Origin of the sequence: Paramicrobacterium agarici (assembly GCF_002563955.1) — a bacterium.
GTDB classification, from domain to species: Bacteria; Actinomycetota; Actinomycetes; order Actinomycetales; family Microbacteriaceae; genus Paramicrobacterium; species Paramicrobacterium agarici.
Window position 1 is genome coordinate 418,245 of record NZ_PDJE01000001.1, and the last position, 13,585, is coordinate 431,829.

At 66.0% G+C, this 13,585-nt stretch carries 15 protein-coding genes; 9 read left to right on the plus strand and 6 right to left on the minus strand.

Annotation, left to right across the window (positions count from 1 at the left end):
* Positions 1-5 precede the first annotated feature (5 nt).
* From ATJ78_RS02080 to ATJ78_RS02090, 3 genes are read right to left on the minus strand one after another with little or no spacing between them, the layout of a single operon-like run.
* Complete coding sequence (locus ATJ78_RS02080; protein ID WP_098406083.1) at positions 6-359, minus strand: VOC family protein; 354 nt, start codon at positions 357-359, stop codon at positions 6-8.
* Positions 360-401: 42 nt separating this feature from the next.
* Positions 402-1,409, minus strand: a complete 1,008-nt coding sequence (locus tag ATJ78_RS02085; RefSeq protein ID WP_098406084.1) for an SDR family NAD(P)-dependent oxidoreductase — start codon at positions 1,407-1,409, stop codon at positions 402-404.
* A gap of 29 nt (positions 1,410-1,438) precedes the next feature.
* Positions 1,439-2,473, minus strand: a complete 1,035-nt coding sequence (locus ATJ78_RS02090; protein WP_098406085.1) for an aldo/keto reductase — start codon at positions 2,471-2,473, stop codon at positions 1,439-1,441.
* A 131-nt stretch (positions 2,474-2,604) separates the two neighbouring features.
* Here ATJ78_RS02090 and ATJ78_RS02095 point away from each other — a divergent pair, with 131 nt between their 5' ends.
* The 8 genes from ATJ78_RS02095 (at position 2,605) to ATJ78_RS02130 (ending at position 9,078) form a co-directional block, all read left to right on the plus strand.
* Positions 2,605-3,174, plus strand: coding sequence for a TetR/AcrR family transcriptional regulator (locus ATJ78_RS02095; RefSeq protein ID WP_098406086.1), 570 nt, complete (start codon positions 2,605-2,607; stop codon positions 3,172-3,174).
* A 93-nt stretch (positions 3,175-3,267) separates the two neighbouring features.
* Positions 3,268-4,557 carry an MATE family efflux transporter gene (locus tag ATJ78_RS02100; protein WP_098409158.1) on the plus strand — a complete coding sequence of 430 codons (1,290 nt, stop codon included), beginning with the start codon at positions 3,268-3,270 and terminating at the stop codon, positions 4,555-4,557.
* A 55-nt stretch (positions 4,558-4,612) separates the two neighbouring features.
* Positions 4,613-4,867 carry a type II toxin-antitoxin system Phd/YefM family antitoxin gene (locus ATJ78_RS02105; RefSeq protein WP_098406087.1) on the plus strand — a complete coding sequence of 85 codons (255 nt, stop codon included), beginning with the start codon at positions 4,613-4,615 and terminating at the stop codon, positions 4,865-4,867.
* Positions 4,858-5,277, plus strand: a complete 420-nt coding sequence (locus tag ATJ78_RS02110; RefSeq protein ID WP_169923362.1) for a PIN domain-containing protein — start codon at positions 4,858-4,860, stop codon at positions 5,275-5,277. The genes ATJ78_RS02105 and ATJ78_RS02110 overlap by 10 nt, the downstream gene beginning before the upstream one ends.
* A 92-nt stretch (positions 5,278-5,369) precedes the next feature.
* Positions 5,370-6,344: an ABC transporter ATP-binding protein gene (locus ATJ78_RS02115; protein ID WP_098406089.1), complete on the plus strand. Its 975-nt coding sequence runs from the start codon at positions 5,370-5,372 to the stop codon at positions 6,342-6,344.
* Positions 6,341-7,198, plus strand: coding sequence for an ABC transporter permease (locus ATJ78_RS02120; protein WP_098406090.1), 858 nt, complete (start codon positions 6,341-6,343; stop codon positions 7,196-7,198). The genes ATJ78_RS02115 and ATJ78_RS02120 overlap by 4 nt, the downstream gene beginning before the upstream one ends.
* 42 nt (positions 7,199-7,240) lie before the next feature.
* Positions 7,241-8,434, plus strand: a complete 1,194-nt coding sequence (locus tag ATJ78_RS02125) for a sensor histidine kinase (protein ID WP_098406091.1) — start codon at positions 7,241-7,243, stop codon at positions 8,432-8,434.
* The gene (locus ATJ78_RS02130) at positions 8,431-9,078 is read left to right on the plus strand and encodes a response regulator (protein WP_098406092.1); all 648 of its coding nucleotides are present in this window, start codon (positions 8,431-8,433) and stop codon (positions 9,076-9,078) included. Before ATJ78_RS02125 ends, ATJ78_RS02130 begins: the two co-directional genes overlap by 4 nt.
* Before the next feature lie 102 nt (positions 9,079-9,180).
* On the opposite strand, the gene ATJ78_RS02135 is transcribed toward ATJ78_RS02130, so the two are convergent.
* The 3 genes from ATJ78_RS02135 to ATJ78_RS02145 all read right to left on the minus strand — a co-directional run bounded on the left by ATJ78_RS02135 (position 9,181) and on the right by ATJ78_RS02145 (position 12,141).
* Positions 9,181-9,714 (minus strand): GNAT family N-acetyltransferase, encoded by a 534-nt coding sequence (locus ATJ78_RS02135; protein ID WP_098406093.1) that lies wholly within the window; start codon positions 9,712-9,714, stop codon positions 9,181-9,183.
* Complete coding sequence (locus ATJ78_RS02140) at positions 9,711-10,988, minus strand: amidohydrolase (RefSeq protein WP_098406094.1); 1,278 nt, start codon at positions 10,986-10,988, stop codon at positions 9,711-9,713. The genes ATJ78_RS02135 and ATJ78_RS02140 overlap by 4 nt, the downstream gene beginning before the upstream one ends.
* 73 nt (positions 10,989-11,061) lie before the next feature.
* Complete coding sequence (locus ATJ78_RS02145) at positions 11,062-12,141, minus strand: LacI family DNA-binding transcriptional regulator (protein WP_098406095.1); 1,080 nt, start codon at positions 12,139-12,141, stop codon at positions 11,062-11,064.
* Positions 12,142-12,274: 133 nt separating this feature from the next.
* On the opposite strand from ATJ78_RS02145, the gene ATJ78_RS02150 reads away from it, so the two are divergent.
* Positions 12,275-13,498, plus strand: a complete 1,224-nt coding sequence (locus tag ATJ78_RS02150; protein ID WP_098406096.1) for an MFS transporter — start codon at positions 12,275-12,277, stop codon at positions 13,496-13,498.
* Positions 13,499-13,585: the final 87 nt, after the last annotated feature.

Consider the following 13,585-nt stretch of genomic DNA (forward strand, 5'->3'; position numbering starts at 1 on the left):
ACGAGCTAGACAACCAAACAGAACGGGTGCCCCGCGGGATCGAGATAGACCCGGAAGCCCTCCTCTTTCACGCCGGCATCCGTCGCACCTCGATCGAGCACCTGGCGCTCGCCCTCGTCGAGGTCGTCGACCGTGACGTCGAGGTGAAACTGCTGCGGCACATCCTGGCCCGGCCACTCGGGCGCTCGATAGTCGTCGACCTTCTGGAAGGCGACGGCGGGGATCCCCTCGGCATAGCCGATCGTGATCCAGTCGTCCTCCGTGGTGACCCGCGACATTCCGAGCAGCTCTTCGTAGAACGGCGCGAGTGCCGCCGGGTCGGGGCAATCGATGACTGTGGAGTGAAGTTTTCCAATCATGGTGCGACCATACGACGCGACACCACCACAGAAAACCCCTTGTCAGCGCGGCTCAGGTGTGAACGAGGTACTGCTCAAGAGCTGTTCGCTCAGTGTCCACAGACGCCGGGCGGACCGCGGATCAATGGAGTGGGAGACCACATCTGCGGGAATCTCCTCCGCCGTCACGGGTCGCTGATTGTCGTTCAGCTCTGAGATGTCGCAGTTGTTCAGGTAGATGCCGCCGATCCCGGCAAGCAGAGGACTCGTAGCGCCGAAGACAATCGTCGCGGCTCCCTGCTCAGGCGTCTTCTTGCCGCGCTCCGGGTCGATGATCGGCTCGCCGGACTCATCGATCAGCCCCAGCTCACGCTGGGCATCCGCGCCGACGGCGCTGTTGAACGCCGTGCTGGCGATGACACCAGGGTGAGCGGCGAACGCGCGAATCATGTCGCCGCGCCACCGGCGGTCCAGCTCCACCGTGAAGAGCACGTTCGCCGTCTTCGACTGGGCGTAGGCGAGGCCGGGGTCGAAACTGCGCTCGACGAAGTTCGGGTCGTCCCAGAGAATGCCGGACATTCTCTGGGCGCCCGAGGTCGTGCTGACGACGCGCGCTCCCCTGGCGGCCTTCAATGAGGGATACAGACTCTGTGTCAGCTGGAAGTGACCGAGGTGGTTTGTGGCGAGCTGCGCTTCGTAGCCGCGTGCGTCGCGCTCAATCTCGTCCGTGCCTGCGTGCCCCGCGTTGTTGATCAGGGTGTGAAGGGGACGATCGGATTCGAGCCAACGCTGCGCGAAGGCGTCGATCGATGCCGGATCGAGCAGGTCGAGACGACTCACCTCGACGCGCTCGATCCCCTCGACGGCGGCCGCTGCGCGGTCGGCGTCTCGAGAGCCCACGGTGACGGACGCTCCCGCTGCCGACAGTGCTCGCGTGATCACGAGACCGAGCCCGGAGTGGCCGCCCGTGACGACGACATTCTTTCCGGTGAGGTCGATCCCCGCGAGCACGTCGTCGACAGTCGACGACGCCGAGAATCCGCTCCCGATGGGATGCTGCTGATGTCTCATTGTGGTTCCCTTCGTCTACGCGACTCGTGTCACGCGGCTGCGCGTGTCGCGGTCGGCAGCCGACGCAGCGATGCCTGCTGCAGCGCCGGCGGCACATACGAGGCCTGGTCGGGACGGCCCACATCGGTTCCCGGCGGAACGATCTCGTCAATGCGGTCAAGCACGTCGTCAGAGAGCGTCACGTCTGCTGCCGCAAGCAGGTCGTCAAGCTGCTCCATCGTGCGGGGGCCGATGAGCACTGAACTGACGGCCGGATGCGCCACCGCGAAGGCCAGCGCCAGGTGCGGCATCGAGAGGCCGGCCTCCTCGGCGAGCGCCGCGATCTTCTCGACAGCATCCAGTCGCTCGGTGTCGCTGAAGCTCGAGAACACGGCGGCCCGGCGAAGGTCAGTGGCGCCGTCTCGCCGAATGCGCCCCGACAGCATCCCCTTTGCCATGGGGCTCCAGGTGAGCACGCCCATGCCGTAGCGGTCGGTCACGGGAAGCACCTCGGCTTCGATCGCACGATTGAGGATCGAGTACGGCGGCTGCTCGGTGCGGAAGGGCTCGAGGCCGTGCCGCTCGGCGACCCACTGCGCCTCGACGATCTGCGATGCGGGCACGGTCGACGCCCCGATCGCGCGCACCTTTCCGCTGCGCACCAGCTCGGTCAGCGCCGACAGGGTCTCGTCGATATCGGTGTCGGGGTCGAGCCTGTGCATCTGGTAGAGGTCGATGTGATCGGTCTGCAGGCGACGAAGCGAGTTCTCGACCTCGGTCATAATCCATCGTCGCGATGCGCCTTTGTGGTTGGGGTCGTCGCTCATCGGAAGCCCGAATTTCGTCGCGAGCACGACATCGTCGCGGCGGCCCTTGAGCGCTTTGCCGACGACGACCTCTGATTCGCCGCGCGAGTACGCATCAGCGGTGTCAACGAGGTTGATTCCGGAGTCGAGAGCCTTGTGAATGATGCGCACGGAATCGTCGTGGTCGGGATTGCCGAGCCCCTCGGCCCCCAGCACCATGGTGCCAAGAGCGAAAGAGCTGACCTGGATGCCGGTGCGGCCGAGTGTGCGGTAGTGCATGGCGTCTTCTTTCTTCTGTGCTCGATACGGGTGTCTGCGGCGTTCCGGAATCGATTGATATGCTGGTCTAAGCGGAACACCTTTCCACTACTATACGGAACAATGTTCCGGTTATGCAAGGGAGAATTCTCATGAGCGCACAGCGTGCTCTCCGATCCGACGCCAAACGCAACGTCGAGGCACTGGTCGAGTCAGCGAGGACGCACTTCGCTGAGTCGGGGGTGGATGCTCCCGCGCGAGCGATCGCCGACACGGCAGGCGTGGGCGTCGGAACGCTCTACCGGCATTTTCCGCAACGTTCCGATCTCGTCATCGCCGTCTTTCAGCATGAGGTGGACGCCTGCGCTGGCGCCGCGCCGGAGTTGGCCGCGACGCTCCCCCCTGCAGACGCCCTCGTCGCATGGCTGCGGCGCTACACGGACTTTCTCGGCACGAAAAAGGGTCTCGGCAAGGCGCTGCACTCGGGAGATCCCGCCTTCGAGGCTCTGCCCGAGTACTTTCTCGCCAATCTCCGCCCAGCACTCGAGTCCCTTCTCGTTGCAGCAGAAGCCGCAGGCGAGATTCGCTCCGGCGTGAACGCGAAAGATTTCCTCTACGCGATCGCCAACCTCTCGGTGCCCGTCGTCGACGATGCCTCGGGCGGCGGCAATGACATGGTCGGGCTTCTGATCGACGGCCTGCGCCACACGGCGAGATCGTGAGTGCGCGGGCGCAGTGCAACGAGGCGGCGCTTCGCAGCCTCGGCACCACACCCCGTTAGAGTCGTACGCGTGACATCTGTTGACCGCGAGATCATGCGCCTCGCGGTGCCGGCTCTCGGCGCCCTCATTGCCGAACCCATGTTTCTTCTCGCAGACTCTGCGATGGTCGGGCATCTCGGTGTCGAACCCCTCGCTGGCCTCGGCATCGCGAGCGCCGTGCTGCAGACGATTATCGGTCTCATGGTGTTTCTCGCCTACGCGACGACGCCCGCCGTCGCCCGACTGCTCGGCGCCGGCGACGAACGCGGAGGCGTCTCGGTCGGAATCGACGGCATCTGGCTCGCGCTCGGCCTCGGCATTGTGCTCGCCGGTGCGGGTTGGGCCTCGACACCGCTCATGATCGCGCCCTTCGGAGCCACCGAGGGCGTCGCCGAGCAGGCATCCATTTATCTGGGCATCTCGATGGCGGGCATTCCTGCGATGCTCATCGTCTACGCCGCAACCGGTCTGCTGCGTGGGCTGCAAGACACGAAGACGCCGCTGTTCGTGGCCGTCGCCGGATTCGGTGCGAACATCGTGCTCAACTTCATCTTCATGTATGTGCTCGACTTCGGCATCGCGGGCTCTGCGCTGGGAACCGTCGTGGCCCAGTGGGGCATGGTCGCCGCATACCTCGCCGTCGTACTGTGCCATGCGCGCAGGACGAACGCGACGATCCGGCCGACTCGTGCAGGGCTGCGCGGCTCAGCGCTGTCGGGCGGCTGGCTTTTCGTGCGAACGGCAAGCCTGCGCGCGGCGATGCTGCTGTCGATCTTCGTCGCCACATCACTCGGCACGGCGGAGCTGGCGGGGTTCCAGATCATGATGACGATCTACGGCACGACGGCATTTGCCCTCGATGCGCTGGCGATTGCCGCTCAGGCGCTCATCGGCAAGGGTCTCGGCGCCGGCAACGTCACGGAGGTGCGCGCCGTGCTCGTGCGCTGCCTCGTCTGGGGCCTCGGCGCCGGCGTCGTGATCGGAGCCATCGTCGCCGGTCTCAGCGGCGTGCTCGGACACGCGTTCACGGGCGACGCGGACCTGGCTCAGATGATGACTCCCGCGATGATCGTGCTCGGCTGCAGTGTCCCGCTCGGCGGCTTCGTCTTCGTTCTCGACGGCGTGCTGATCGGCGCTGGCGATGCGCGCTACCTTGCGCTCACCGGCATCCTCAACGTGCTCTGCTATCTGCCGCTCGCGCTCTGGGTGTACGTCGCATCACCATCAGGAGTGGCCGGGCTTGCCTGGCTCACGGCCGCGTTCAGCTTCGGCTACATTGCGGCACGCGCGCTCACTCTGGGTCTGCGCTCGCGCACGACAGCGTGGATGCGCACGGGTGCGTAGCCCATCGTCATTCGAAAATGTAGATTTTTGTCTACATTTAGAATAAAATTGTGCTATGGCACAGACGGTCCCCATCGGCAAACTGCGGCAGAACCCTACGGAGGTTCTGCGCGCCGTCGCGGCAGGCCAGCAGTTCGTCATCACGAATCATCGTGTACCCGTCGCAAATCTCGTGCCTTATCGGGAGAGCGCCGGCATCTCTGGCCCGGAACTCATGCGGCGCCTCCGTCAGGTTCACGACGATGAGACGTGGAACGACGAATTGCATGCGCTGCGCGAGACCGAGACGGGGCGGGATCCGTGGCAGTAGCGCCGGCTGTCGCACTTCTCGATACCTCGGTCACCATCGCTCTGACTCAAGAAGGTCGTCGTCTCGATCTGAGTTCGTATGATCGCCTTCTTATCTCGTCGATCACGTATGCCGAACTTCGACTTGGAGTCGCGTGCGCGCGCAGCGCAGATTCAGCTCGCCAGCGGTCCGCAGCTCTCGAAGAGATCTCGGCACTCTTCGGAGAAGGCCTGCCTTTCGACGACGCTGCTTCTGCATCATATGGGCGCATTCTGCAGGCGGTCGCACGACGAAAAGGGGAGCCGAAAGCGCACGCTAACGACCGCATGATCGCCGCCGTTGCCGCCGCTCACGATTTGCCGTTGCTGACGTTGAACCCGTCAGACCTCCGAGGGCTCGACTCCCATCTTCTAGTGATCGACGCCCGCTGAGGTTGTCGATCACAGTATCCACCGATTGGTGGAGGGCACAATCAGCCTGACGGATGCTGCCGCACGGCGCCCCGCACCGCCAGTGTTGAATCATGGCAACCACTGATACTCCTGGCAGCACTGACACTCCGAGCACCGCTGATACTCCGGGCAGCACAGGAACTCGGCCCGGCGCTGGCAACATCGTCGAAGTGCGCGACCTGCGCAAGACCTACGGCTCGTTCACGGCGCTCGACGGCGTGAGCTTCGACATTCATCGCGGCGAGACATTCGCGCTGCTCGGCCCGAACGGTGCGGGCAAGTCCACGACGATCGAGATCCTCGAGGGGTACCGCCAGCGCTCGGCCGGCGCGGTCAGCGTTCTCGGCTCCGATCCCGAGAAGGGCGGTCTGCCGTGGCGGTCGCAGCTCGGCATCGTGCTGCAGTCAGGTGGGGAGTCAGGCAACATCACGGTGCGCGAGCAGCTCACCGAGTTCGCCGGCTACTACCCCACGCCGCGTGACGTCGACGAGGTGCTCGCGGCGGTCGGTCTCGCCGAGCAGCACAAGACGCGCATCGGCAAGCTCTCGGGCGGGCAGCGGCGACGCGTTGACGTCGCGCTCGGCATCATCGGCAATCCGCAGCTGCTCTTTCTCGACGAGCCGACGACGGGCTTCGACCCCGAGGCCCGGCGTCAGTTCTGGGGTCTCATCCGCTCGCTCAAGGCCGATGGCACCAGCATCCTGCTCACCACTCACTACCTCGACGAGGCAGCACAGCTGGGCGACCGTGCCGCCGTGATCGCGGGCGGCCGGCTCGTGGACATCGGAGGCATCGACGCGATCGGGGGACGCGAATCGCGCGTTCCGATCGTGCGATGGACGGATGCTGCCGGGCGCCGTCACGAGGAGCGCACCCCAGAGCCGGGACGCCTCGTCGCCGCACTCGTGGCAGAGAGCTCTGGCGAGCCACGTGACCTCGAGATCGTGCGGCCGACGCTCGAAGGCGTTTACCTCGAGCTCATCGCAGACGCAGACGACGAGGGCTCCGCGAACGCCCTCACCATGGATCAGGAGAACGCAGCATGACGACAGCAGACGTCGCACCCGTCACCTCAGCGCGCACGGACGCGCTTCCGGCCTTCTCGCCGACGCGCACGTTGCGCCTCGGCATCCGTCGCATCTCACTCGAGCTGAAGACCTACTTCCGCGCTGGCGACCAGGTGTTCTTCACGTTTCTCTTTCCCACGCTCATCTACTCGCTGTTCGCGGCGGTCTTCGCCGATCAAGACTTGCCCGACGGCGTGAGCATGGCCACGTACTACCTGCCGGGCATGATCGCAGGAGCCATTCTGCTCTCGGGCGTGCAGAACCTCGCCGGCGACATCGCGGTGGAGAAGAGTGACGGAACTCTCAAGCGCCTCGGCGGTTCACCGCTGTCACCACTGTCGTACTTCGTGGGCAAGCTCGGGCAGGTGATCGTCACGAGCCTGCTGCAGATCGGGCTGCTCGTGCTCGTTGCCGTGCTCGTCTTCGACGCGCAGCTTCCCGCCACAGTCGAGGGCTGGACGACCGTGGCGTGGGTGTATGTTCTCGGCATCGCGGCGTGCTCGTTCGCGGGCATCGCCCTCTCGGCCGTGCCCCGCTCGGGCAAGACCGCGTCGGCCGTGATCATTCCGATCGTTCTGGTGCTGCAGTTCATCTCGGGCGTTTACCTGCAATTCTCTATGCTTCCGGACTGGCTGCAGACAGCATCCGGACTCTTCCCCGTGCGCTGGATGGCGCAGGGCCTGCGCGCGGCATTCCTCCCCGAGACGTGGGCCACGGCCGAGCCGAGCGGAAGCTGGGATCTGCCGCTCGTCGCCCTCATGCTCGCCGGGTGGATCGTGCTGGCGCTTATTCTGTCGCGCCTGACGTTCCGGTGGATTCACAAAGACCGATGACGGCGTCGAGCTTCGCGGCTCGCAACGTGAGAATCTAGGGCAATGAACACGCGTCGTTGGTGGGATGTGGCTGTCGCCGCAGTGATCGTCGCGCTTTGCGCGGTCGCGGTGCTGGATGCTGACAGCAGCAACGTCGAGCAGTGGACGCTGCTCGGTCTGCTTGGCGCGCTCGGTGTGCTCTACGGAACGCTGCTTCGGCGCTGGGTTCCGCTGCACGTCGGCATTAACGACGACGAGCCCTCGGTTGCCGTCGCCCTCATGGGCCAGCTACCGATGATCGCCCTCGCTGCGGCCGCCGTCGCCCTCAACCCAAACATGATGAACACGATGGTGATCGTGCTGCCACTGCTGTGGCTGTCGTCGGCGGGAACGTTGCACGCGATCGTCGTGAACGTTGTCGCCACGACGGCGCTCGGGGTCGGCTACGCCTTCAACCAGGGATGGACTGCGACGGGATCCCTCACGGCACTGGCGATCTCGGGCATTTCGACGGCATTCAGCATCGCTCTCGGACTGTGGATCTCGAGCATCGCCGATTGGGGCACGGAGCGGTCACGACTGCTCGCCGAGCTCACCGAAGCGCAGGGTGCACTTGAGGCGGCGCACCGTGAGTCGGGGGCTGCGTTCGAACGTGAACGCATTGCGCGCGATATCCACGACACGATCGCCCAGAGTCTCACGAGCATCGTGATGCTCGCCGAGCGGGCGTCACGTGAGCCGGATGCACGGGGAACGATCGCGCTCGTCGAAGACACCGCCCGCGATGCCCTGAGCGACGCACGGGCGCTTGTCGCGGCGAACGCGACAGTGTCAACGCAGCTCGCGCCGCTCGAAGCCAGTCTCACGCGCCTCGGCGAGCGCTTCGCGCGCGAGACCGGTGTGGCGGTGTCGTCGAGCGTCGATCTCGGCGATCAGCTGCCGCGGGAGCTCGAGGTCATGCTGCTGCGCTGCGTGCAGGAGGGTCTCGCGAACGTGCGCAAGCACGCCGATGCTCACGCGGTGTCCGTGACTCTGCGCAGCACGGTCGCGGGGGTCGAACTCACCGTTACCGATGACGGGCGCGGACTTCGCGGCGTCACCGTCGACGACGAACGCGGCTTCGGGCTGACGGGAATGCGCGAGCGCGTCGCCCTCGTGGGAGGATCTCTCTCGGTCATGGATGCTGCGCCCGGCGGCGTCACTCTCGCGGTGACCGTGCCGCACTCACCCGTCCCGTCGAATGGAGCAACCCCGTGATCCGCGTTCTCGTCGCAGACGACCATCCCATCGTGCGCTCCGGCATCGTCGGCCTGCTCGATGATGCCGACGGCATTGACGTGGTGGGCGAGGCGGCCACGGGCACTGAGGCCGTGGAACGCGCACGCGCGCTGCAGCCCGACCTCGTGCTCATGGATCTGCGCATGCCAGAGCTCGACGGAACCGAGGCGACGCTCGTCATCACCGCTGAACTGCCCGGCACGCGCGTGCTCGTGCTCACGACGTACGAGAGCGACGACCACATTCTGGGGGCCATTGAGGCCGGGGCATCCGGGTACCTGCTCAAGGCGGCGCCGTCGGCAGAGATCATCGCGGGAGCGCGCGCCGTCGTCGCGGGCGAGACCGTGCTCGCACCGTCGATCGCCGCGACACTCGTCAAGCGCATGCGGCATCGCGAGGAGCCCGCGGCGCCCGCGCTCAGTCCGCGCGAGGTCGACGTGCTGCGCCTCGTCGCCGCCGGGCACAGCAACCCGCGCATCGCGCGAGAACTCTTCATCGGCGAAGCGACGGTGAAGACGCATCTGCTTCACGCGTACGACAAGCTCGGCGTCTCCGACCGCACGCAAGCGGTGCTCCGAGCGCTGGATCTCGGCATTATCGCGCGCGACGGCACGAATCAGTGACGCCTGCGGACACGGTGTGCCGGTACACCCTCACACCATGTTCGCCCGTGTCACACAAGCATCCGCCTACCGCTGCCGTGCTGGTTACCGCTGCCGTGCCAGTTACCGTTGCTCTGCCGGCACGAGCGACACTCGCGTGCTCAGCCAGTCGTTCGCGTCGGCCTCCGCCTCGGCCGTCGTCAGCGGCTCGAAGCCCGCACGCTCGGCAACCGAGCGAGACTTGGGGTTCTCGGGGTTCACGCGCGTGATGGCCTCTGAAATGCCTGGAATCTGGTCGAGGAACGACACGACGAGCATCACCGCTCGCGTTGCGATTCCACGCCCGCGCGTCGCCGGGTAGAGACCGTAGACAATGTCGGCCTGGTAGTCCTTGAGCCCCTCGCGCCCGACCTCTGCCGTGATCGTCCCGGCCAGTTTGCCGTCTGCCACGATCGCGAACGAGTAGATGGGCCCTTCCGCTTCCCACGACTTCTCCACGTCAGAAAGGTGCGCTCGCACGCTCTCTTCCGTGGCCTCAGCGTCGTCGAGCCACGTCACGTACTCGTCGTCCTGCCCGGCGATGTGCTCGTCAGCATCCGCCACAGTCAACGGTCGCAGCATGACGACGCCATCGTCGGAATACAGCACCTTGATCATCGTTCCCCCTCAGAGTTCTCGGCCGCGCCGAGCCATTCGCGCGCGGCTGTGGTGAGTGCCGCAATGCCCACGCGAAGCGTCGGCTCGGGCACGGGTGCGAAAAACGGCGAGTGGTTCGACGGCACTCCGGCAGGCAGCGAGGTGAGCAGCTCGCTGCCCTCGAACAGCGTGGGGTCGGTGCCGCCGAGCAGCCAGTACACGATCGGCGCGTCAACAGGTGCCGCGAGGTTTCCGATGTCCTCGCTGCCCATGATGGGTTGAACATCGCCGACGACGACGCCCTCCAGTTGTTCGCGCAGGACCCCGAGCGTGCGCGCTGTGGCTGCCGGCTCGTTAACGAGCACGGGAAACGAGTCGCGGCCGGTGATCTCGGGGGCTCGATCGACGCCGGATGCTGCTGCCTCAGCGTTCACGATACGGTGCGCAGCCGCGATCACGCGGTCCCGCACGGCGGGGTCATAGCTGCGGATGTTGAGTCCGAGGCGCGCCTCGTCGGCGATGACGTTGTTCTTCGTGCCGGCCTGCATCGTGCCGATCGTTAGCACAGCCGTCTCGCGGCCGGCGACCTCGCGCGACACGATCGTCTGCAGTCGCATCACGGTTGCCGCGGCCATGACGACCGGATCGATGGTCGACTCCGGTTGCGAGCCGTGGCCTCCCCGGCCGAACAAGCGCACTTCGAGCTCGTCGGTCGCGGCGAAAGCCGGGCCGGACGCCGCGCCGATGAAGCCGGCGGGAAACGGCATGACGTGCTGTCCGAGCACGATATCGGGGGCGGGAATGATGTCGTACAGACCGTCGTCGACCATCACCTGGGCGCCGCCGCCGTTCTCTTCTGCGGGCTGGAACACGAGAACGAGGGTCCCCGTCCACTCCCCATGGGCGGCAGAAAGCAGTTCCGCAGCGCCGAGCAGCGCTGTCACATGCATGTCGTGCCCGCACGCGTGCATGACCGGCACGTCGACGCCCTCGGCGTCGGTCCCGCGCGCCGTCGAGGCGTACGGCAGTCCCGTCTGCTCAAAGACGGGCAGTGCGTCCATATCGGCGCGCAGCATGACAACCGGGCCGTCGCCCGATGTCAAGACGCCGACAACGCCCGTTCTGCCGATCTCCTCGTGCACGTCGAAGCCGAGTTCGGCGAGGCGCGCCGCCACGATGCCCGCCGTTCGCGTCTCATGAAACGACAGTTCAGGATGCTGGTGCAAGTCTTCGTACACCGGCAGAAGACGCTCGGCGACGGCCGCGGCCTCGTGCAGCGCATTCAGGCTCACCATCGCCTCCTCGTGATCGTTCGAACGTCGTGACTCCAGCGTATCCCGGGAGGTCCGCAACGGCACTACGCGCGGCTCACGCTCCCGGGGGCGCGGATACGGTCTCGCCCGCGACGAATTCCACGCCGAACGACGTCGATACGGGCATCCGCCCGTCGAGCAGCTCAAGAACGGCACGACCGGCGGCAGCGCCCTTCTCGTTCATCGGCTGCCGCACGGTCGTCAGCTGCATGCCGAGGTTGTCGACACGGATGCCGTCGAAGCCGACGATGCTCACGTCGCGGGGAACTTCGAGGCCAAGATCTCGCGCCGCAGCGATCGCCCCCGCGGCGATGAGATCGCTCTGCGCGATGATCGCCGTCGGCCGGCGCGCCGCCTCCACGTCGAGCAGGGCCCGCGCGGCACGTCGCCCTGCGTCAACACGGCTCGATCCCGCGACCCAGCCGCCGATTCCCGGGAACACGTCGCGTGCGCCCAGCATCCGCTCTCGTGCCGGGAGCACGCTCTCGCGCTCGCACTCCGGCGTCAGCGCGCGCGGTTCCGTCGGTCGCTCGAGCCCGAGCGTGATGAGGCTGACGTGTTCATGTCCCAGGTCACGCAGGTGCTGCGCGAGCATGCGGGTTCCACCCCGGTTGTCCACGCTGATCACGGGGCTCTCGCCTGTCGGTTCCGCCTCGATCGCCACCATCGGAATTCCCCGGCGCGTCAGAACATCGAGTGAGTGGCCCGGGTCAATGTTGCAGCCGAGCAGAACGACGGCGTCAACAGGCGCATTGGCGACGGTGACCTGACTCGTGCTCTCGGCCGAATCGCTCATGAGCAGCAGCCCGGCGCCGAGCGAACTGAGCTCTTCGGCAAGTCCGTCGAGGGTCTGAATCAGAACCGGATCCCGAAACGACACTCCGATGCGTGAGGCGAGCACCGCTCCGACGATTCCGCTGCGGCCGCGACGAAGCCCCGCTGCCCGAGGATCCGGGCCGACGTAGCCGAGCGCCGCCGCCGCGTCGAGCACCTTCTTCTTGGTCGCCTCCGACACCGGGCCCTGGCCGCTGAAGGCGATGGATGCGGTTGAGGCCGAGACGCCTGCGCGAGCGGCGACGTCGGCGAGCGTGGGGCGAGAGTCTTCGGCGGCGCTTCTCGACACGCTTCTCGACATCGGGCACCTCCTCTGGCGCTTCTCTGCGGCGGCTTGACCACCGGCTCCTGTCTCGGCTAGCTTAGGCGGATGCCGCGATCGAATCGATTCGAGCTCGGTCTCTACCCTTCGTCCCACGTTTCGAAAGACCATCATGGCTGTCACGACATCGCGCTCTGAACTTGTCGCGTGGCGCAACGCGATCTTTGTCATCTTCACGATGTCGGGCCTCAGCGTGGCAACGTGGGCGGCGCGCGTTCCGACCATCAAGGCGAACCTCGACATCTCGACGGGCTCCGTCGGACTGCTTGTCTTGTGCATGTCGGCGTGCTCCGTTGTCGGCCTCATCGTCGCGCCGATGATGTTCGCGCGCCTCGGACCACGACGCAGCATGCTCACGTCACTGCTCCTGGTGGCGGTGGGGCTCATCGTCATCGGACTCGGCGCTGCGGTCGTCTTCACGCCGGTCGTCGTGGGCATCGGTCTCGGCCTCTTCGGGTTCGGCAACGGCAGCTGCGACGTCGTCATGAACGTCGAGGCAGCCGACGTCGAGAAGCACCTCAAGCGCACGGTCATGCCGCTCATGCACGCGTTCTTCAGCGGCGGCACGGTGCTCGGTGCCGGCATTGCGGCGCTCACGGAGCTGCTGCAGGTATCGATGATCGCCCACGCACTCGTCATGGCCGCGGTCGTTGCAGCGACCGCGTTCGTTGCCGCTCGTTTCGTGCCGCTGCGTACGTCGACCGACACTCAGGAGCTCAAGCGTCAGAATACGAGCTGGCAGCAGAAGGTCCGCGAGAGTCTCGCCGTCTGGGCCGATCCTCGGCTGCTCGCGATCGGCGTCATTATTCTGGGCATGGCATTTGCCGAGGGCAGTGCGAATGACTGGGTCGCTCTTGCCGTCGTGGAGGGGCACGGGATGCTGGAGTCGGCGGGAGCCGCGATTCTCGCGGTGTTCCTCACGGCGATGACCGTTGGGCGTGTCATCGGCGGGCCCATCCTCGACCGTTTCGGCCGTGTGAAGGTGCTCATCGGATGCTCGGTGTCGGCGGTCGCCGGCCTTCTGCTGTTCATTGTCGCGCCCACCCTTCCGCTCCTGGTGATCGGTGCGATTCTGTGGGGCCTCGGTGCTTCGCTCGGTTTCCCCGTGGGAATGTCGGCGGCGGCAGATTCACCGAAGGATGCTGCGGCACGAGTGAGTGCTGTTGCAATCATCGGCTACTGTGCGTTCCTCGTCGGGCCTCCGCTGATCGGTCTGCTTGCCGACCACATCGGTCTGCTCAATGCACTGTTCGTCGTGCTCGGCCTGATTGTCTTCGCCGGTGTCGCGTCCCCTGCGGCGCGTGAGCGTTCGGTGCGCATTCACGACAGTGAGTAACGTCGTGCGGGTCTGATGCAACGTCGTGCGGGTCTGATGCAACGTCGTGCGGGCCTGATGCAACGTCGTGCGGGCCTGATGCAACGT